The 18928-nt window shown below is 61.7% G+C and carries 17 protein-coding genes; 10 read left to right on the forward strand and 7 right to left on the reverse strand.

The genetic code is table 11. The features are described 5' to 3' along the window. Positions 1-36: 36 nt before the first annotated feature. Positions 37-1545, reverse strand: coding sequence for an aldehyde dehydrogenase family protein (locus FHW92_RS00520; protein ID WP_168601278.1), 1509 nt, complete (start codon positions 1543-1545; stop codon positions 37-39). Positions 1546-1781: 236 nt separating this feature from the next. On the opposite strand from FHW92_RS00520, the gene FHW92_RS00525 reads away from it, so the two are divergent. After that, the gene (locus FHW92_RS00525) at positions 1782-2609 is read left to right on the forward strand and encodes a hypothetical protein (protein WP_168601279.1); all 828 of its coding nucleotides are present in this window, start codon (positions 1782-1784) and stop codon (positions 2607-2609) included. Beyond that, on the forward strand, positions 2606-3409 hold the full coding sequence (locus FHW92_RS00530) for an SDR family oxidoreductase (RefSeq protein ID WP_168601280.1): 804 nt from the start codon (positions 2606-2608) through the stop codon (positions 3407-3409). Before FHW92_RS00525 ends, FHW92_RS00530 begins: the two co-directional genes overlap by 4 nt. Positions 3410-3472: 63 nt before the next feature. Here the strand turns inward: FHW92_RS00530 and FHW92_RS00535 are convergent, their stop codons facing one another. Then, positions 3473-4177, reverse strand: a complete 705-nt coding sequence (locus FHW92_RS00535; RefSeq protein WP_168601281.1) for a hypothetical protein — start codon at positions 4175-4177, stop codon at positions 3473-3475. Then, entirely contained in the window at positions 4174-6588 is a 2415-nt protein-coding gene (locus FHW92_RS00540) for a TonB-dependent receptor (RefSeq protein ID WP_168601282.1), read from the reverse strand. Before FHW92_RS00540 ends, FHW92_RS00535 begins: the two co-directional genes overlap by 4 nt. A gap of 249 nt (positions 6589-6837) precedes the next feature. On the opposite strand from FHW92_RS00540, the gene FHW92_RS00545 reads away from it, so the two are divergent. Further along, entirely contained in the window at positions 6838-8091 is a 1254-nt protein-coding gene (locus tag FHW92_RS00545; protein ID WP_168601283.1) for a helix-turn-helix domain-containing protein, read from the forward strand. Positions 8092-8103: 12 nt separating this feature from the next. Here FHW92_RS00545 and FHW92_RS00550 read toward each other — a convergent pair whose 3' ends face one another. Both FHW92_RS00550 and FHW92_RS00555 read right to left on the reverse strand, forming a co-directional pair. Beyond that, positions 8104-9501 (reverse strand): serine hydrolase domain-containing protein, encoded by a 1398-nt coding sequence (locus FHW92_RS00550; protein ID WP_210428317.1) that lies wholly within the window; start codon positions 9499-9501, stop codon positions 8104-8106. A gap of 86 nt (positions 9502-9587) precedes the next feature. Continuing rightward, positions 9588-10925 carry a helix-turn-helix domain-containing protein gene (locus FHW92_RS00555; protein ID WP_168601284.1) on the reverse strand — a complete coding sequence of 446 codons (1338 nt, stop codon included), beginning with the start codon at positions 10923-10925 and terminating at the stop codon, positions 9588-9590. Between the two features lie 306 nt (positions 10926-11231). Between FHW92_RS00555 and FHW92_RS00560 the strand changes: the two genes are divergently transcribed. The 3 genes from FHW92_RS00560 to FHW92_RS00570 all read left to right on the forward strand — a co-directional run bounded on the left by FHW92_RS00560 (position 11232) and on the right by FHW92_RS00570 (position 13891). Continuing rightward, positions 11232-11618, forward strand: a complete 387-nt coding sequence (locus FHW92_RS00560; protein WP_168601285.1) for a DUF6152 family protein — start codon at positions 11232-11234, stop codon at positions 11616-11618. Between the two features lie 88 nt (positions 11619-11706). Beyond that, on the forward strand, positions 11707-12510 hold the full coding sequence (locus FHW92_RS00565) for a hypothetical protein (protein WP_210428318.1): 804 nt from the start codon (positions 11707-11709) through the stop codon (positions 12508-12510). An 82-nt stretch (positions 12511-12592) separates the two neighbouring features. Further along, a complete protein-coding gene (locus FHW92_RS00570) occupies positions 12593-13891 on the forward strand; it encodes a DUF4185 domain-containing protein (protein WP_210428319.1) in 1299 nt (432 codons plus the stop codon). Positions 13892-13955: 64 nt separating this feature from the next. Here the strand turns inward: FHW92_RS00570 and FHW92_RS00575 are convergent, their stop codons facing one another. Then, positions 13956-14384 (reverse strand): cytochrome c, encoded by a 429-nt coding sequence (locus FHW92_RS00575; protein ID WP_168601286.1) that lies wholly within the window; start codon positions 14382-14384, stop codon positions 13956-13958. A 385-nt stretch (positions 14385-14769) separates the two neighbouring features. Here FHW92_RS00575 and FHW92_RS00580 point away from each other — a divergent pair, with 385 nt between their 5' ends. From FHW92_RS00580 to FHW92_RS00595, 4 genes are all read left to right on the forward strand, one after another. Beyond that, positions 14770-16257 (forward strand): alpha/beta hydrolase domain-containing protein, encoded by a 1488-nt coding sequence (locus FHW92_RS00580; protein ID WP_246869847.1) that lies wholly within the window; start codon positions 14770-14772, stop codon positions 16255-16257. Between the two features lie 160 nt (positions 16258-16417). Beyond that, complete coding sequence (locus FHW92_RS00585) at positions 16418-16882, forward strand: DUF6644 family protein (RefSeq protein ID WP_168601287.1); 465 nt, start codon at positions 16418-16420, stop codon at positions 16880-16882. 51 nt (positions 16883-16933) lie between these two features. Next, a complete protein-coding gene (locus tag FHW92_RS00590) occupies positions 16934-17437 on the forward strand; it encodes a DUF6644 family protein (protein WP_168601288.1) in 504 nt (167 codons plus the stop codon). Between the two features lie 27 nt (positions 17438-17464). After that, positions 17465-17827 (forward strand): DUF6152 family protein, encoded by a 363-nt coding sequence (locus tag FHW92_RS00595; protein ID WP_168601289.1) that lies wholly within the window; start codon positions 17465-17467, stop codon positions 17825-17827. Between the two features lies 1 nt (position 17828). Here FHW92_RS00595 and FHW92_RS00600 read toward each other — a convergent pair whose 3' ends face one another. Continuing rightward, the gene (locus tag FHW92_RS00600; RefSeq protein ID WP_168601290.1) at positions 17829-18896 is read right to left on the reverse strand and encodes an AraC family transcriptional regulator; all 1068 of its coding nucleotides are present in this window, start codon (positions 18894-18896) and stop codon (positions 17829-17831) included. Between the last annotated feature and the right edge of the window lie 32 nt (positions 18897-18928).

Consider the following 18928-nt stretch of genomic DNA (forward strand, 5'->3'; position numbering starts at 1 on the left):
CTGTTCCACTATCTGTTTGAGGTCGGCTCAAAAATCTCAGCTGAGATTGACCCACACGCTCTTTGTCTCGCTGTAGAGTTCCATCGCGGCGCGGCCATGCTCGCGGCCCCAGCCCGATTGTTTGAAACCACCAAAGGGGCTGGCCGGATCGACCATGTTGAAACAATTGATCCAGACCGTGCCTGCCTTGACCGCCTCGGCCATGCGATGCGCGGTCTTGAGGTCGTTGGTCCAGATGCCCGCCGACAGGCCGAATTCGCTGTCATTGGCCTGACGCACCAATTCTTCGGGATCGGTCCAGGTCAGGGCGGAAAGCACAGGGCCGAAGATCTCTTCGCGCACCACCCGCATGTCCGGTCCGGCCGAGGCCAGAATGGTGGGCTCAAAGAAGAAGCCCCTGGCCTGTTCCGCAGGGCGACGCCCGCCCGCCAGAACCTGCGCGCCTTCCTGCTGGCCGATATTCACATAGCCGTTCACCACATCCCACTGTTCCTGCGAGATCAGCGGGCCAAAGGTGGTGGCGTCGTCCAGGCCATTGCCGATCTTTTGCGCCGCGGCATGAGCGGCGATGCGCTCAAGCAGCTCATCGGCCACGCTGGCATGGGCATAAAGGCGCGAACCGGCGGTGCAGGTCTGGCCCTGATTGAAGAAGATGCCCGAAGCGATGCTGGCCGCCGCCGCGTCCAGATCGGCATCGGCCAGCACGATCTGGGGCGACTTGCCGCCCAGCTCAAGGCTAACCTTCTTGAGATTGCCCGCGCTGCCGCGCACAATGGCCTTGCCGACGGCGGTCGATCCGGTGAAGGCCACCTTGTCCACGCCGGGATGTTCGACCAGCGCCGCGCCCGCTTCGCCAAAACCGGGGACGACATTGATGACGCCCGCCGGGAAGCCCGCCTCCAGCGCCAATTCGCCAAGACGAAGCGCGGTGAGCGGGGTCTGTTCAGCAGGCTTGAGGATGACGCAGCAGCCCGCCGCCACGGCCGGTGCGATCTTCCATGCCGCCATCGACATCGGATAGTTCCACGGCACGATCAGCCCGGCCACGCCCACCGGCTCACGGGTGGTGTAATTGAGGATGCGCGCACCGCTGCGGGGCGAGACAGGCAGCGTTTCGCCGCCAAACTTGGTGGGCCAGCCCGCGAAATAACGGAACGTCTTGATCGAACCCTCGATCTCCACGGCCTTGGTGAACAGCCACGGCTTGCCGTTGTCGAGACATTCCAGCACGGCCAGTTCATCAGCGTGCTGCTCGATCAAGTCGGCAAGGCGATAGAGCAAGAGCGAGCGGTCATTGGCGTTCATCCTGCGCCATGCCGGATTTTCAAACGCCCGCCGGGCAGCGGCCACCGCGCGGTCGATGTCGGCGGCCCCGCCACGCGCCACCTGTGCGATTTCCTCGCCGGTGGCCGGGTTGATCGTGGCAAAGCTTTCGCCCGAAAGCGCGGGAACCCGCTGGCCGTCGATCAGCAGGCCCTGAACCTTGCCCGCCATGTCACGGGTCAGACGTTCCGCCACGTCATAGGCATTTTCCACCAAGGCCATAGAATTTCTCCCCAATTTCCATCCGCGCAAAGCTGCTTTGAAGCGCCCGGGCGGCAAAAATTCCTGTGATGCGCCGCAAAGGCATGCGTCGCCAAGGCTCGGCATTCCTGAGTCGAGTTAGGGATAGCGCGACATCAAAAAGGAAACAATCAAAAAGTTTTTCCATTTTCTGTTGCTATAACGAGACAATCTGGGCATGATTGCCCTCAACAAGAAATCAATGGGGAAGAATCGTCATGACACAGGCTCCTTGGGCAGGCCCGGAAGCCTTGCTGGCACAATCCCTGGCTCATGCGCATGCCACCGGCCACGCCTTGGGGCATGTCGAGAGCGAGATTGCCGCCGCACTAACGCTGGGTCAGGCCTATCATGTGCAGCAGGCCGTCTTTGAGCTGCGCGGTCTGCCGCTGGCAGGCTACAAGCTGGCCGCGACCAGCCTGCGCGCGCAGGAAGCGATGGGGCTGGACGGCCCGCTGGTGGGCCGCATTGCAGCGCCCGAACTTGCGGCGCGCCCCTCGGCTGCGCCGATGGATCGCCCCGTTTATGCCGAGGCCGAACTGCTGGTCCGCATCGGCGATGATCTGCCCGTGATGTCCGACGCGCCCTCCCTGGCGAGGATGGCCGAAGCGGTCGATCGGGTCTGGCTGGGTCTGGAAATCTGTTCGAGCCGGTTTGCCGATGATGATCTTTCCCCCTCGGGCATCGTGGCCGACAATGGATTGCTCAACGCGATCGTAACGGGCGATTTGCTGGCCAATGGCTGGTCCGAGGAATTGGCAGAAGGCACCGTAGTGCTTCAGCCTGAGGGAGCAGAGCCGGTTTACGGAGTCGCAAGCGCCGTGATGGGCCACCCCTTGCTGGCGCTGGGCTGGCTGGCTGCATGGCTGGGGCGGCGGGGCGAACACCTGCGACGGCATCAGATCATCGCTTGCGGCAGCATGACGGGAATTACACAAATCGCATCAGACAAGAGCGTGACCGCACAATTCGGCACACCGGACAAAAAGATAGCAGGCATGGTTATGACCACCTTTGCCAAGGATCAGATGAGGAGCAAAGCATGACATTCGAATTGGGCGTGGCCGGAAAGGTGGCCATCATCACAGGCGGCGGCGTGGGCATCGGCAAGGAAACGGCGCGCAAACTGGCCGCTGCGGGCGCAAAGATTGTGATCGCCGCGCGCACCAAGGCAACGCTGGAAGCCGCCGCCGCGCAATTGCGCGAGGAAACCGGCGGCGAGGTTCTGGCCATTCCCGCCGACACCACCAGCATGGCGGCAGTGCAGGCTCTGGTCGACGCCACGGTCGCGCATTTCGGCGGGGTCCATATTCTGGTCAATTGCGCGGCAGCCCCCGGCGGTCTGGTGCGCAACGCCATCGAAGAGGCCGATGAGGACGCGCTGCTGCTCGATCTCAACACCAAACTGATGGGCTATTTCCGCACCGCCAAGGCCTGCGCCCCCCATATGCGCAAGGCGGGCTGGGGCCGTATCGTCAATGTCGGCGGCCTGACGGCACGTTGCACCGAGGCCCTGAGCGGGATGCGCAACGCGGCGCTGGTGCATTTCACCAAAACGCTGTCCGATGAACTGGGCCGTGACGGCATCACCGTCAACATCATCCATCCGGGCGTGACTCGCACCGAGCATATCGAGCAGTGGTTCAACGAAATGGCCGCCGAAGAAGGCACCACGTTTGAAGCCATTGTCGAGCGCGAGGCCGGTGCCCCTGCCGCGCTCAAGCGTATGCTCGAAGTGCATGAAGTGGCCGATCCGATCGTGTTTCTGGCCAGCGAACTGGGCAGCGGCATCACCGGGGAATCGATTGCTGTCGATGGCGGCCTGTCGCGCGCGGTGTTCCTGTAATTCTCCCAAAGTCGGCGAAAGATAAAGCCAGACCTGGATGACCGGGTCTGGCTTTATTATTTTTCAATCGTCTTTCGTTTGCTCGCAGACATATTCGTCAATGCGGTACTCTCGCGGCTCGCGCTTGTAGAGAAATGTGAAAGTATAGGGCCGGGTAAGATATTGAGGATCGGTGATGGTCACATCATCGGCCAGAATCCCGTCAGGCCGCACGTGCAATTTCTCATGCACCACCATGTCGGCCGAATGAGGGATGTCGGCATATTGCACATCCTCGCGCACACCGGCTGTATCCACCTCCAGCGCCTCGCCCGCCCAATGGCCTGTCGAACGCCCGAAATAGCCCGGATTGATGCTCTTGATCGGGGGCAACGGTTCATCAAGATAGATGCGCCGGATTTGCGACATGAACTCGCCCAGCACCGTCACCTGCTTGAGCGCGGGATTTTGCAGGATCTGCAAGGCGTAATGCGCGCCCATCAGGCCAGGGACCCCTTCGGGCAGACACCGTGAACTGGGGGTTGGCAAGGGCGCGCCCGCGGCATCGGCATCGGCGCGGCGCTTCTGCATGGCGCGCCATTGCGTCAGGTAAGGCTCGCGCAAGGGCGGCTCCACCACCTGCAGCTCGGGCGGGTCGGGCATACCCGAAAATGTGTCGGGATAGGCCGGATAGCGGTTCCAGACCCCGGAAAAATCGGGTTCGGCCCAAACCGGGGTGCTGGTCAGCGCTGCAAGAGCGCTGACCACGATAAATACCCGACGCCTCATTTGCGCGCCGTCAGGGTGAGACCGATCGTGCGGGGGCGGAAACTGCCCGCACGATACCAGGTCGAAATCGGCGAATCGTGATAAAGCGCCAGCACAGGCTGGCTGTCGGTCACGTTATTGGCATAGAGGCTGAGATCAAGATCGGCCCAGTTTGCCTTGATCCGGCCACCGATGCGCAGATCGAGTTGCGAGGTTGCGGGCGGACGCGGCAAGGCCGGATCAACCAGCGGCGAATTGACGTTGACCGGCGTGCTGTTGTGGCTGTTGTAAGAGAAATCGGCGCGGGCATAGCCCTCGATGCCGCCAACGGGATGGGTGAATTCCCCATTCAACTGGAATGACCAGGGAGCCACAGCGAAAGGCTCTCCAGCCTTGCGGATGGTGCTGCCGTTGGGTCCCGGAATAGAGGTGGTATAACGCGCATTGGTATAGGCCACCGAAGCGCCAAGCGTCAGCGAGGGCACGGGGCGCACAGTGACCGCAAGATCGAACCCGTCAACCTTGGCCGAGCCAAGATTGAGCGCGGCATAGATGGAACAGGTAGGCAGCGCAAAGAGCGTCTGCACATTGTTCCAGTCGATGTGATAGACCGAGGCATCCATCGCCAGCTTGCCGCCAAACAGACGGTTTTTGCTGCCCGCTTCATAACTCCAGATCGAGTCCGGCTTGACGTTGAGCGAGGCGAGCGGATCAAATCCGATGGCCGCCGCATCGCTGCTGCATGTCAGGCCCACCGGCGGCGATACGCCGGGGCCGCGCACCCCCTTGGCCGCGCTGACATAGAACATGTTGCGCGGGTCGGCCTGAAACGTCACCCCAAGGCGCGGGGTGAAAGTGCGGCTGGTGATGCCCAGACTGTCGGTACGGCCGGGGGTGGTGTAGAGCGGCCCGGCGGTGAAGCCTTCAAACTGATATTTGGCAATCGTGTAGCGCCCGCCAAGGGTCAGCTTCAGCCGGGGCACCACTTCATAGTCAGCCTGCGCATAGGCGGCGATTTGCTGATCGCGGTGGGTGTTGCGCTGAAACACGCTGAACTGGCCCTGATAGAGATCGACCCCATAGGCATCCATCAGCGAGGAGTAGGGCGGATTGCCGTTCTGGGCCTGGCCATAGTTGACGACATCAAGCAACTGCGGATCGCTGCCGGCATATTGGTCCTGCACAAAGGAGCGCTGATAGAACAGGCCGACGATCCAGTTGAAGCGGTCATTGGCATTGTTGTTCTGCAGGCGCAGTTCCTGCGTGAAGGATTTCTGGATCGTGTGGCTTTGCGTGCCCGGCGCATAGTTCTGGAACTGGCTGGGGATGGAGCCGACCACGCCGCCGAACAGCGTCAGGCTAAGCGTGGCGTCATCGCTCTGCGTCCGCGTGGTGCGGTGGAAATAGGACGTATCGGAAACCAGCGTGGCGCGGCCCAGATCAAGCTCGACCTTGAGTGCGGGCAGATAGAAATCGTCGCGGTGCCGCTCCGGCTTCGTGTTCAGGCTCAGCCGTTGGTCGGCATGGGCCAGATCGGAGGTCGCCAGTTCAAAACGCGAACCATCGGCAATGTTCTGATACTGATAGAAGATCGACGGGGTGATCGTCAGCCGATCCGTGGCCCGTGCGCCCAGCGCAAGACGCAGCGATACTGTATCGGAACTGTTGATGTCCTTTTGCGTAACCTGTTTGGTGGTCCGATCCAGACGGTCGATATAGCCGCCGTCATGGCGGGTCCATGCGCTGACGCGAAAGCCGATCTTGTCGGTAACGATCGGCGCGCCAAGCGCCACCCCGGCCTCATAGCTGGCCGCGCCATTATGCGTGCTGCCCACTTCGGCGCGGTCATACATGGAAATCTTGTCATAGCTGGGCTTGGGCATGATGAAGCGCACCGCGCCGCCCACCGAGCCGCTGCCGAACAGCGTGCCCTGCGGCCCGCGCAACACTTCGACGCGATCAAGATCGAACACCTGCGGATAGGGATTGCTCAGCGACGGACTGACCCCGACGCGGGTCTGTACGGGCGTATCGTCGATATAGACGCCGGTGGTGGGAATCCCCGAAGCGGAATCGATGCCGCGGATCGCAATCGAGGTCTGGCCTGTGCCGTAAAGGACGGCGGACTGACCAAAGGTGATGCCCGGCGTGACCTGCGCGATATCGGCGATCGAGCGCACGCCCTGCGTATCAAGTTCCACGCTGCTTTTGGCCACCACGCTGGCCGGAACGCGGCTGAGCGATTGCGCCTTGCGCGTGGCGGTGACGACAATCTCCCCCGGAGCCGGCATATCGGCATTGCGCGCGGCGGCGGCGCTTCCCCCATCCTGCGCCAGCGCAGGTGATGCCACCAGCAAGGCAGGCAAGACGAGCCCCGCCAGCAGATCGTTGCGCAAGTGTGTGACACGTTGCGCGCGCTGCGTCGAAGTCATTGTTATTTCTCCCTGTAACATGTGTCCCGCCGCCATTTTCCGCGCTGTTCGCGCACGGCTGAGCAACCGCACGTTGCTGTGAAGACTCCTGTCAAGACGAAGGTTTTACTGTTGCGAAACCGTTACATTAACCGCATTCCGGGCCAAAGACGGCGCCCCATCCCAACCCCCGACGGAAATCGCGATTATATTTCCTTATTGCAACAGATTTTGTATATTACCTGATATTGTTTACTTTATGAGGTTTCAGTGCCCGACGAATCGTCATCTGCCTCCTCACCTTCCGGCGATCTCTCCGATAGCTTTGCCGCCGAAGTTGCGCGGATGCGCAAGACCATCGCGGCGGGTCGGTCGGTACTGCAACTGCGTCTGTTCGATTACCTTGCGGAGCGATCAGGCGACGTCCGCGCGCCTAAGGAGATCGAGGTCGCACTTGCCGTGTTCGGCGTCGATGGCGTTCAGGATTCGGCCACGGATTCCGGTGTGCGTGTTTACGTTCATCGCCTGCGCAAACGGCTCGACGATCACTATCGCGGCCACACCGGCCCGCGCCTGATCATTCCCAAGGGCGAGTATCGTATCGCGCTGGCCATGCCCGATAAACAGGAGCCGATACCGCAACAGCCCCCGCCGGCTCCTCCGCCGCCCATCATCAAACAGACAAGGCCCTGGTGGCCGATTCCGGCTGCGGCCGGACTTGGGGTGGCATTCCTGACGGCATGGACGTTGTGGCCCGGCCCGGCGCAGCAGGATGCGCAGGACAGGCCCAGCGTGCTTTCGCGCGGGCTGGATGCCGGAACGCCTCCCACCATTCTGGTGGGCGATGCCTATGTGCTGGCCGAAACCGGGGATCGCAAGACGGTGCGGCGTATGATTTTGGACCCGGCCATCAATTCCCGCGAGGATCTGGGCCAGCATATCCGCACGCATCCCGAGGAATTCTATCGCCTCTTCGATTTTGATCTGCACTTTACGCCTGTCGCCAGCACCCAGGCCGCATGGACCATTCTGCAGGCCCTGCCCAATCTGGGCGAAAACCCACGCCGCCGCCCCATTGTGCTGGCTGCCTCCAAACTGAAGCCAGCCATGCTGCAGGCGGGCAATGTGGTCTATGTCGGACGCCTTGCCAATCTTGGCCCGCTGTCGGCAACGGTGGGCGGTGCCACGCAATTCCGGCTGACCGCCAAGGACACCATGACCGACCCGGCCAGCGGACAGGTTTTTCGCGCCTCGCCCGCCCTTGCGAGCGAACATGCTTTGCGCACGGATTATGGTTATTTGGCCAACCTGCCCGGCCCGACGGGGCGCGGGCTGCTGATCAGTGCGGGCATGGGCGATTTCGCCACCGACCAGATGGGCAGCGTTGCCACCAGCCCGACCAGTCTTGACCAGATTTCAGCCCGGATCGGCCAGAAGCGCCATTTCGAGGCGCTTTATGAGTTTCAATTTCGCGACGGCATGCTCATAGACAGCCGCCTTGTTGCCGCCCACGGCCTGCGCTGATCGGCGGCGCCGTCAGAGCGGTGCGTCCCACCCGCGAACCGGCACGATCTCCATATTATCGATCCTGCCATTGGCGGCCTTGCTAAGCCGCACCTCGACCACCTGATCGCGATAGCGCGCACGATAGCGCCAATAGGGCTCGCCACATTGCGTGGATTTGGTGAAAAGCGCGAGTTCCTCTCGCGGCCCTGCTCCCTGCAACAGAGTCACATATTGCCCCACCAATTCTTTCAGATCGAGGTCCGCATAATCGGTAAAGCCGCCAGCCGCCACGCGATCGGCCGCAATAGCATCCAGCAAGGCGGCCACTTGAGCGGTCATGTCCCGATCCGTTTCGGCCATCGGGGCCGCCTTTGCCGGCACCAGCGCGGGTTCGGCCAGCCCGGCCAGATCACGCGCCAGCGCCTCGGCATCCGCCCCTTCCCCGTTGGCCAGCACCACGACGGTCAATTCCGGCTTGAGATAACGGATCGAGAAGGTCTGAAAACCCTGCCACGATCCGCCGTGCCACCACGCCTTGTCGTCCTGATACCACCCAAGGCCATAGTTGCAGGCTGCCCCATTCTCCAGACGCGCGGGCTGGCCCATGGCCGCCCATGAGGCTTTGGCCAACAGGCTCTGTCGGCTCAAGGCGGCGGCCCATGCGGCATAATCCAGTACAGAGAGGTAAAGCGAGCCATCGGCCGTGGAATTGGCCGCTGCGGAAATCCATTCGGCATTGCGCAAATGGCCATCGCGCCGCTCATAACCGGCCGCCCGGTTGGGAATGATCGCCATTTCATCAATACCGCGCGCGCGCGTCATGCCCAGCGGGGCAAAGACCTTGTCGGCCAGATAGCGCGCATAAGGCTGCCCCGTCACACGGGCCATCACCTGCCCCAGCACCACATAATCGACATAGCTGAAACGCCAGCGCGAGCCTGCGGCAAAGTTCAGCTTTTCATGGGCGATGATGTCGAGCATCTGGGCATCGGTATATTCCACGCGGAAATCGCCATTGGGCGTGGCAGGCAATCCAGACGTGTGGTTCAGCATCCGGCGCAAACTGACAGTCTGCCAACTTGTCGGCAATTCAGGCAGATAGCGCCGCACCGAAGCATCCAGATCGAGCTTGCCTTCCTCGGCCAGGAGCAAAACCCCGGCGGCCGTGAATTGCATGCCCAGGGCGCCGGTCTTGAACAGCGTGTCGGGATGGACCGGCGCCTGATGCTCGATATTGGCAAAGCCGAAGCCTTCGACACGCACGGGTTGCCCATCGCGCAGGATCGCCACGGCCACGCCCGGCACATCGCCCCGCGCCATTTCCTGCCGCACACGTTCCTCAATGGCGTCGGCGCGAACAAGTGTCGGCGCAAGGCCCATCGACAAGAGCATCGCGGCCAGCACCGCTTTCAAAGGCATGATCTTCATTGCATCATCACACCATAGGTTTTTCACACTGTGCATTGCACAAGCGGCCCGAAATGTGCCAGTTGCGGCCTGTTCCGCAGGCGCGACTAATGGGCGGAGGCCGCATCATTCAGCCAGTATTCCGGCGCCGGTGCGGAATTGTCCCATATCCCCTGCACCTTGGCGGGGCGATCGAGCAGCCAGGTCGAACCCAGATGGGCGCTGCCCAATGTGCGCACCTGAAACAAGGCCTCAAAACCGCCGCCGCATCCGATCCGCCCATGCGCCACAGAGCGCATCCTTCCGGCATCCGTGCTCAATTCCGCCATCTCGCTCAGGCCCGGATCGTGAAGAGAAGCGATGAACAGGACCGTATTGCCCGCCGGTCCCGGCAGACAGGCCAGATAGCCATAATCGCGCCGGGCGATGCGCTCGTCGTGAAGCTCCATCCCATCCGATTGATAGCGCTTGCCGTCCACCGTATCGACCAGTCCGTTCAGCCCGGCATCAAGGCGAAAACGCGACGCCTGCGTCAGGGGATCACGCAGCAAGGTGCCGATCCCGCCCATTTGCCCGATGTAGATAATGTCGGAAACCTTCAGGACATCGGGCGTCAATTGTGATGCGGCTATCAGCCGGATGGCCCGGTTGCGGAATGCCTCGTCGCGCATCAGGGCCGCCCGGATCGTGGCAGCCGCCGTCATGGTGGCGGCTGTGACGTAATGCTGGTCCATATCCGTCACCGTTTCGGCTTTCTGCGGATTGAGCATCTGAAAGATGATGAGATCCTCCCGCGTGGGCACACTGTGATCCCAGACCTCCCGCAAGGGCTGCTCCGCAGGGGCGGAGGGCGGCGTTTCGGTGAAAAAGTAATAATCGCCCATCACGACCGTCACGGGTCGGTTGCTGCCTGCAAGCGCCGACCATGGCGAGATCGTGGCCAGCGTATTTCCCCTGTCACGCTGCCACCAGACCAGCGTGCCCGCGCCCATGATAACCGCCAGCAGCAACAGCAGCCACGCCGCCCTTTTTGCCCGCGCAGGCGGACGCGGATCTACGGGACTGTTCTCGGCAGGCGTCTCGTCGGGCTCGCCAACCTCGCCCGCCAGTTCCAACCGATAGGTGCCGGCGGGCAGACGCAGGAATGGTCCATCCCGAGCGGCAAATTCGGCCTCGATGAGTTTGCGCAAGCGGTGGATATAGACCCGCACGTTGGCATCCGGGCGATAGGCCGGGCTGCGCGCATCGATGAAGACGGCCGCGGCAATCTGGGATTCAGAAGGAGCGGTCGGCTCGTCGGCCTGCGCCACCAGATAATCGAAGAGCGCGAGGAGCCTTTCCGACCGGGTGCGCTCCAACGCCGCGCGCATCCGCACCACCGCCGCATCCATGGCCTGCGAATGCGCATCGAGCGCGGGAGAACGGGAAAGCGAAGCGCTCGACATGGGGAAATCACTCGCCTTCAAAACTCAACAATATGCTAAAATTTACACTATTTGTTTCAAATTTTAAATACCCGAAACGTATCATCACAAGCGCGACCGACCGCAGGCAAACCCGTCATAACCCAAGCAAATGCAGCAGGTGTAACGGTTTCGCAACAGTAATCCCGTCGCCCCCCGCGCCCATTTTCGCCAGCGTTACACCCCGTAAACGTGCACGCCACAAACCGGCACGGACTTGATGCCGCGCGGCCCTTGGTCGCCCCCGGCATCGGTCCACCGTTTCTCATCACGAGAGGAGCTTTCCCGATGATTTCGATGACCCAAAAGATGCCCTTGGCAGGAGGCCTTTTTGCCCTTGCTCTGGGTGTCGCCTCGCCGGTGATGGCGCATCATTCCTTTGCAATGTTCGATCAGACGAAAATCGAAACCAAGGCCCATGCCACCGTCACCGAATTCCGCTTCACCAACCCGCATTCCTTCGTGGTGGTCAGCGTCAATGCCGGGGGCACCACCACCAGCTATGCCCTGGAATGCAGCAGCGTGAACATGATGAGCAAGGCAGGCTGGAAATTCAGCACGCTCAAGACCGGCGACGTGGTGGATGTCACATTCTATCCCCTGCGCAACGGCAAGCCGGGAGGAATGCTCAAGACGGTAAAACTGGCTGACGGGCGCACGCTCAGCGGTTGGTAAACTGTATCAGGCGGGCCTGCACCGACCGGCCCAGACATCGCGATCAGCGGGATGCGGCAATCAAAAAAATACGCCGCGCAGGGAGAATATGATGCGTTTCAAGACATTTGCGCATGCTGCGGCCATGGCGGCGGCGATGCTTGCCGGTGCGGTAGAGGCCCAGGCCGCCAAGGCCAGGGTGCCCTCCCCCCAAGCCAGGACAGTTGCGCCCAAGGATATCAGCGGCGTGTGGGAACTCTATCCCGACCCCTTCGCCGGAGAGGAAAACACATTTCGCGAATTGCCGGTGCCCGGCGATGGCCCGAAACTGCGCGAACCCTATGCCGCCCAATGGAAAGCCCTGCGTGACAAGCGCGATGCGGCCCTGAAGGCAGGCACCCCGCTGGTCGATCCCAGCACGCAGTGCATGCCCGAGGGTATGCCCATGATCATGGGAGCCATTTTCCCGATCGAGATCCTGCAAACGCCGGGCCGTGTAACGGTTCTGGCCGAATTTCTGACGCAGACCCGGCGCATCTATCTGAACCGTGCCCAACCCAAGATGGATGACATCACGCCATCCTTCTACGGCCTGACCACCGGCCGCTGGGAAGGCAATACGCTGGTCCTGACCACGCGCGGGGTCAAAGAGGATGTCCGCTTCTTCGAAATTCCGCACAGCGCCGAGATGACCATCACCGAGCGCATCCGCCGCACCGGGCCGGAGTTGATGGAGGACCAGATCACCATCGAGGACCCCAAGATGCTGCTCAAACCCTATCGCTTCACCTATGGCTACAAGCGGAACCGTCAATACGAAATGATGGAATATTTTTGCGAGCGCGATGACCCCCTGCTCAAGGTCAAGGCCGACGGCACCGTGGAAATGAAAACTTCCGACGAAATTAAGTGAAATCAGACGCTTTACGATCTCTCATGCCCGGCCTGCCCCATGGGCGGGCCGGGTTCATGATTTTGAACGAAAGGAACCGGCCATGACCAGCAGGCGCAACTTCCTCGCCCAATCGCTGACGGCACTGGCGCTGCCATCAGGGATTGCCCGGGCCTCCAACTCTCGCATTGTTCAAGCTGTCCGCCGCGACCAGACCATTTTGCGGCTTGGCGGCCTTGGCGACGGCTATAAAATGACGCTGCGGCCCGATGGCACGCAACTGGTTGTGGTCAATGACGGCCCCGGCTGGGCCGATCCGCCCATCGCGTTTTACAACACCCGCCTTTGGGCGATGGATGGCCATCCTGAAAACGCGCGCTTCACCATGCTGCCCCAATATCCCGACCTTGACCGCGCAGCCCGCCCGCCTGAAGCAGCGCGCTATTACGGCCACGGCGTGATTCAACTAGGCCCGCGCATCTATCAATTCGTCGCCACGCATGACAATGCCACCGACAGGCCCCAGCGCTGGACCGGGGCCAAGCTCATCTGGTCCGCCGACAATGGGCAAACATGGCATAATCGCGATGGCTCAACGCCGGTGATCTGGGAAGACTGGAACCAACAGTCGCTCGAAGGCTTCGCCTTTTTCGATGAGGCAGATGGCGCCTTTTCCTTGCTCAGCATTCTTCAACCGATGCGAGGACAGCCCGCAGCGCCTGACGGATGGCTCTATATCTACGGTCTGAACGGCAGCACCGACGGGCTGATGAACCAGCTCATGCTCTTTCGCGTCAAACCGGACGCTATCACTCAGCGATCAGCCTATCGCTTCTTTGCCGGTCATGATCGGGGCGGCCGCGCCATCTGGTCCGCCGACATCGCCCGGCGGCAGCCGGTCCACAGCTTTCCGCAAGACTGGGTCAATTACATCAACCTCTTCCCCGGCGATCTGGTCGTCGAGAGCTGGCTGCCCAGCGTGGTCTATAACGCGCCGCTGGGATGCTACATGATGGCCAGCGCCGGGATCGGCGTGGCGGCGGACGGAACGGAATTTGGCAGGCCCAGCTATTTCGGCCTGTGGGTCGCGCCCAACCCGTGGGGGCCATGGCGCCAGATCCACGAGGATACCGCATGGTGCCCGGCAGGGGACCGCGAAGCCCGCGCCTATGCCCCGCAAATCGCGCCGGGATGGATCGCCGATGACGGGCGTTCCTTCTGGCTCGTCTGGTCCGATCTGAAAGGGATCCGCGATTTTGGCCGCGACGAGGAACTGCTGGATGCCGCTTTGGCCAAAGTGGAAAAGGCCAGTGAAAAGGCGGCTGTCGAGACGCAATTCCTGCGCCGCTACATGCCCGGTTTTTCCTTCAATGCCCAACGGGTGGATCTCGTCCTGCGATGAGAGCAACCGGATGATGCCCGGATCGTGCAAGGCGGGGGCACCGATGGCGCCCCCGCCTTCCGGCTCAGGTCTTAGGCCGGGGGGAATTGGGATACCAATAGGTGACGTGGCAGGCTTCGCAGCGATCATCGAGCGTTCCCCCCAAAGTCATCAGCGCCTGCGTATCACGGTGGTCGATGGCTCCGATCATCTCGACGGCCACATCGCGGGTGGCGGTGGCGAACTGGTTGAACTGGGCGGGATTGGCCTTGATCGCAGTCTCCATCCGGGCCGGCTCCTGCTCGCCCAGCCCTGCCTTGGTTCCGGGAGGAGCGGCATGACGACCATCGATCATCACAACATTCATCGCCTCGGCCAGCGTGACGGCGTGGCGGCGGACGGCCTGCCATTCCTCGTCATTGCGCGGCTGATGGTGGTCCACGCCTTTGGCCGAGGAAATGGTGCCCACCGCATCCCACACGCCATCGGCCGCCGGATCGACCGTCGAATCCATCAGTTCCTTGATCGATACAATGGGCAGAAACGGTGTGGGCGCGGGGGCTCTCGCTGGGGCATCAGCCTCAGTCTTTCGCTCGCCGCATCCCGACACGGCCAACAACGCCAGAGCCGCCGGCAAGAACCGCATCAATCTTCTATCACCCTTCATCACCGCTTTCTCCCTGATGGCGTTCTGATGAGCCAAACCTAGGGCAAATGCGCGCCTAAGCCGCGCGTGAAACGGTTGGGTTACGGTCACTGAAACGGGTTCGATCACGCCCGATTTCGCGTGGATCGACTAAGGCAGATCACAAGAAAGGCACATAAGCGCCATGCATCCACATTCAAAACAACCCAACCGGCTTGCCCGCCTTTTTCGGCACGGCTGCATTGCACTGGCCTTGACCAGTCCGCTTGCCGCAGGCGCAGAGCCGTCGACCATGGCGCTGCCCATGCCCAGCGCGATCCGGGTGCCTGATGACGGCATGCTGCCCTTGTCATCGGCGCGGCGGGCGGGCACCGAATATGCCGATCTGCAAAGCGCCGGTTATGTCGAGGAGGAATATTACCTTTCCGGCGTGGCGCCCGCCATTTCGGCGCAGGGCCAAATTCTGGCTCAGGCGCCCTATGTCACCCGCTTTCTGATCCGCAAACCTGTGGACCCGAAGCATTTCAACGGCACGGTCATCATCGAGCCCTTCAGTTGGTTTGGCGAGCGCGCCGCCGGATGGATCCTGACAAGGGACTATCTTCTGCGGCGTGGTTTTGCCTTTGTCGGCTATACGCTCAACATCAACACCCCGGTCAGCGATCCCAAATTTCCGCCCCCGCCCCCCGGCACCACGGACGAGAGCAAGAGCCAATATGGCGCCATCGTCAATTTCGATTTCATGCGCCGGTTTGACTATGCCCGCTATGCTCCGCTGGGCAGCTATTACGATCCTCAGCGTTTTCAACGGGGCGGTCTGCCCGATCCGTTCCTGCCTCAGGCGCAGGGGATCGGCGCCGAACTGGCCATGCTGCTGAAAACCAATCGCCCCGGCGGGCCGACTGCGGGGCTGGATGTCCGGCGCGTCTATGTCAACAGTTGGGCGGTTCAGGCACAGGTCTGGTTTGATTATCTCGATCAGGGAAGGCACCAGCAATGGCGGATGCCGGATGGGCGCCCGCTGATCGACGCCTATATGACGGGCAAGTTCTCCTATGGAGAAGTGGCGGGCGCGGCCCTGCGCCTGCCGACCCGCCTGCCGCCCGATGTGCCCTTTATAACCGTCTACAGCCAATCGGAAACCGTCCACGATGCGATGGAGCATATCGCCCTGCCCTCGGACAGCGACACGCCGATGCTGCGCTATTACGAGGTCATGGGAACCTCGCATCTGCGCGCCGCCGATCTGGGCACGGGCGAGATCGAGCCATGGCCCAACCGGCGCGGCAAACCCGATGATCCGCGCTGTCAGTTCATCTATGATGAACCCGCAGAATTGCCCTTCTCGGCCTTGCTGGATGCAATGGACCTATGGGTGCGCGAACATCGCCCGATGCCGCGCGCGCCGCGCGTGCCCCGCACGGCCGATGGGGTTGTGCGCGATATGCGGAGCGGCAACCCGACGGGCGGCGTCCGGCCACCCTGGATCACCGTGCCCGCTGCGGAATATTGGACCGATTTCGAAACCGGCTGCGGCGTCGTCTATGACTCGAAACGGCCCTACTCCGCCGCGCGGTTGAGAAAGCTCTACGGCACCTATGCAAACTATGCGCGCCGTTTTGCCGCCGCGACACGAAATGCCGTGCGCGCCGGTGTGATCCTGCCCGAAGATGCCCCGCACCTCTCCCCGGTGGCAAAGCCGCAAGACTTTGAGCGGAACCGCCCCACACCCTCCCCCTGATCCCGCGCATCCCGCACAGAACGGCGCTTCGGCGCCGTTTCACCGCGACCTGTTCCCGTATTGCAACGGTTTCAAACGTCCCCTGCCGCGCCCGGCCCGCTAATCCCACAGGCCATTTCCCATCAAAATACAAGAAAGCCAATCAGGGGAGACCTGGCCGATGTTTGTCCAATCGTTTGGCGACTGGCTCTATGCCACGCCGATTTCCAGCACCTTCCGCGTGACGACGTGGATCATTCCCACGGTGCAGAGCATCCATATTCTGGCCATTGCGGTAGTCGTTGGTTCGGCGCTGGTATCTGAATTGCGCCTTGCCTCCGTTCTGGCCAATGATGAACCGGCGGGCAATGTGGTTCGCCGCTATCTGCCGTGGCTGTGGCGCGCGCTGGTCGTGCTGTTGCTCAGTGGTGTCGTGCTGATCGTGGCCGAACCGGCCCGCACGCTGGGCAATACGGTGTTTTGGGCCAAGATGGCTCTGGTACTTTTCGCCTTTGCGGCAACGGTCCTGCTGCGCCGCCCGCTGCTGCGCGAAGATGCCCCGCCCGCGGCCAAGGCCATTTCATGGCTCCTGCTGGCGGTGTGGATTGCGGTGATCTTCTGCGGCCGCTTCATCGCCTATACCTGACGGCCCCGCGCCGCCCACATCCTGCACAACAATATCGGGGGAGCCTTCACCATGACCCTGCAAACCACGCTTCAGCAGATTTACGATCTGCCGCTTTCGAATGCCATTCGTGAAAACGTCAATGCCTTTCCGCTGCTGGAATCGCTGCATGTGCTGGCCATCACGCTGGTCTTTGGCACCATTCTCATCGTCGATCTGCGGCTGGTCGGCTATGCCTCGCATCGGCGCAGCACAAACCGGCTGATTACCGAGTTGCTGCCCTTTACCTGGGTCGCCTTTGGGCTGGCGATTATTTCGGGCGGGCTGCTGTTCGCCTCGAATGCGATGGCCTATGCGGCCAATACCGAATTTCGCCTCAAGCTGCTGATGATTGCGGCCGCCGGGATCAACATGGCGATTTTCCATGTCTCGACCCAGCGCACGATCGACCAATGGGACGAAGACGCCACCCCGCCCTTTGCCGCCCGCGCGGCCGGTGTTCTCTCGCTGCTGCTGTGGACGGCGGTGATCTTCCTGGGTCGCTGGATCGGCTTCACGCTCGACGTGCTGTTCTGACGTCTTTTCCAAAGGAAACCTCGCCCCATGACTAAGAAGCTTTGTTCCGCAATTCTTTGGGCAACCGCGATGATCGCGGCCCAACCCGCTGCGGCGCACCATTCCTTTGCCATGTTTGACCAGACCAAACAGGTTGAACTGGACGGAATGCTGGTCACCAAATTCACCTGGACCAATCCCCACGCTTTCGTGATGGTTCAGTCCGGACAGACAACCTATGCTCTGGAATGCAGCAGCCCAAACCTGATGACCCATGCGGGCTGGAATTATCAAACATTGAAAGCAGGCGACAAGGTCGACATCGTTTTCTACCCGCTGCGCAACGGCAAACCGGGAGGAATGCTCAAGACCGTCAAACTGGCCGATGGCAAAGTGTTGAGCGGCTGGTAAATCAACCATCCTTGCGCAGGAAGCGGCCGGGGGAAACCCCGGTCCATTCCTTGAAAGCGCGGGAAAAGGCGGCTGTGTCGGCATAGCCAAGCTGCTCGGCCGCAACCGTCAGCGAAATGCCCGTCTTGGACAGCAATGTCTGCGCGCGCTCCTGCCGCGCCTGCTGCAAAAGGTCGCGGAAAGATGTGTCCTCTTCGGCCAACCGCCGACGAAGCGAACGTTCCGACAGTTTCATCTCAGCCGCCACCGACGCGCAATCGACATGCGTGCGCCCAAGCCAACGCCCTATGATATCGCGGGTCAGCGTCACAAAACTCTCCGCCGGTGTCGCCTCCGGCCCCATCAGCGAGAGGAGATGCCATTCCAGAATATTGCGCAGCTTGCGGTCTTCGGAAGGGATCGCGCTGGGCAAAGGCTTGTCGAGGTCCTCGTTGCGCAGGACGAGCGCATTGGCCACCTGATTGCCGATGGCGGGCGCACGGAAAAACTGATGCAAGGCGTCGGTTCGCCCGGCGATGGCATGTTCGAAATGAACGGCCACCGGCGCCCAGCGCGTCGAGGTCAACTGACGGATCAGCGCGACATAGCTGGCTATGGCAAATTCCGCATCCTGCACCCGTGGCCAGATCGAGGGATCCTCGATGCGATAGCTGTAGATCGTGGTCTCGCCCTCGCGCCGGCTGTCAAACAGAGTCCGACTTTGCAAACGCGATTGAAACAGAACCAGATAATCCAGCGCCCCGCGCAGCGACCCGGCCGCGCGCAGCAGAGCATAGAACGGGCCCAGATCCGCAAGGCTGAACGTAGCCCCCATCGAGAGCCCCAGCATGGGCCGCTGAAACTTCTGCGCCGCGGCCTCCAGCAGCCCGATATAGCGGTGCAAAGGCACGAAATCATACGGTGTTTCAAGCTGCTCCCGAAACATGCCGTAATCGCGCAGCAAGGGGTCGATACGCTTGCCCACATCCTCCAGCGCAGAAAACAGCGCCACCAGAAACAACATGCGGATCGTGGCCTGACTACCCCTGAAAGGAGGCGCGGCGGGTTCGGGGGGAGCAATGTCGGGCATAAGGAAAAGAAAGGATGTGGCCGAATCTGCAA

It is taken from the genome of Novosphingobium sp. SG707 (genome assembly GCF_012275515.1).
Lineage (GTDB): Bacteria > Pseudomonadota > Alphaproteobacteria > Sphingomonadales > Sphingomonadaceae > Novosphingobium.

What these genes read in the sequence shown, in the direction of transcription:
- FHW92_RS00520 (WP_168601278.1), bottom strand. Translation starts at nt 1,545, where the DNA reads ATGGCCTTGGTGGAAAATGCCTATGACGTGGCGGAACGTCTGACCCGT.
- FHW92_RS00525 (WP_168601279.1), top strand. Translation starts at nt 1,782, where the DNA reads ATGACACAGGCTCCTTGGGCAGGCCCGGAAGCCTTGCTGGCACAATCC.
- FHW92_RS00530 (WP_168601280.1), top strand. Translation starts at nt 2,606, where the DNA reads ATGACATTCGAATTGGGCGTGGCCGGAAAGGTGGCCATCATCACAGGC.
- FHW92_RS00535 (WP_168601281.1), bottom strand. Translation starts at nt 4,177, where the DNA reads ATGAGGCGTCGGGTATTTATCGTGGTCAGCGCTCTTGCAGCGCTGACC.
- FHW92_RS00540 (WP_168601282.1), bottom strand. Translation starts at nt 6,588, where the DNA reads ATGACTTCGACGCAGCGCGCGCAACGTGTCACACACTTGCGCAACGAT.
- FHW92_RS00550 (WP_210428317.1), bottom strand. Translation starts at nt 9,501, where the DNA reads ATGAAGATCATGCCTTTGAAAGCGGTGCTGGCCGCGATGCTCTTGTCG.
- FHW92_RS00555 (WP_168601284.1), bottom strand. Translation starts at nt 10,925, where the DNA reads ATGTCGAGCGCTTCGCTTTCCCGTTCTCCCGCGCTCGATGCGCATTCG.
- FHW92_RS00560 (WP_168601285.1), top strand. Translation starts at nt 11,232, where the DNA reads ATGATTTCGATGACCCAAAAGATGCCCTTGGCAGGAGGCCTTTTTGCC.
- FHW92_RS00565 (WP_210428318.1), top strand. Translation starts at nt 11,707, where the DNA reads ATGATGCGTTTCAAGACATTTGCGCATGCTGCGGCCATGGCGGCGGCG.
- FHW92_RS00570 (WP_210428319.1), top strand. Translation starts at nt 12,593, where the DNA reads ATGACCAGCAGGCGCAACTTCCTCGCCCAATCGCTGACGGCACTGGCG.
- FHW92_RS00575 (WP_168601286.1), bottom strand. Translation starts at nt 14,384, where the DNA reads ATGGATTCGACGGTCGATCCGGCGGCCGATGGCGTGTGGGATGCGGTG.
- FHW92_RS00585 (WP_168601287.1), top strand. Translation starts at nt 16,418, where the DNA reads ATGTTTGTCCAATCGTTTGGCGACTGGCTCTATGCCACGCCGATTTCC.
- FHW92_RS00590 (WP_168601288.1), top strand. Translation starts at nt 16,934, where the DNA reads ATGACCCTGCAAACCACGCTTCAGCAGATTTACGATCTGCCGCTTTCG.
- FHW92_RS00595 (WP_168601289.1), top strand. Translation starts at nt 17,465, where the DNA reads ATGACTAAGAAGCTTTGTTCCGCAATTCTTTGGGCAACCGCGATGATC.
- FHW92_RS00600 (WP_168601290.1), bottom strand. Translation starts at nt 18,896, where the DNA reads ATGCCCGACATTGCTCCCCCCGAACCCGCCGCGCCTCCTTTCAGGGGT.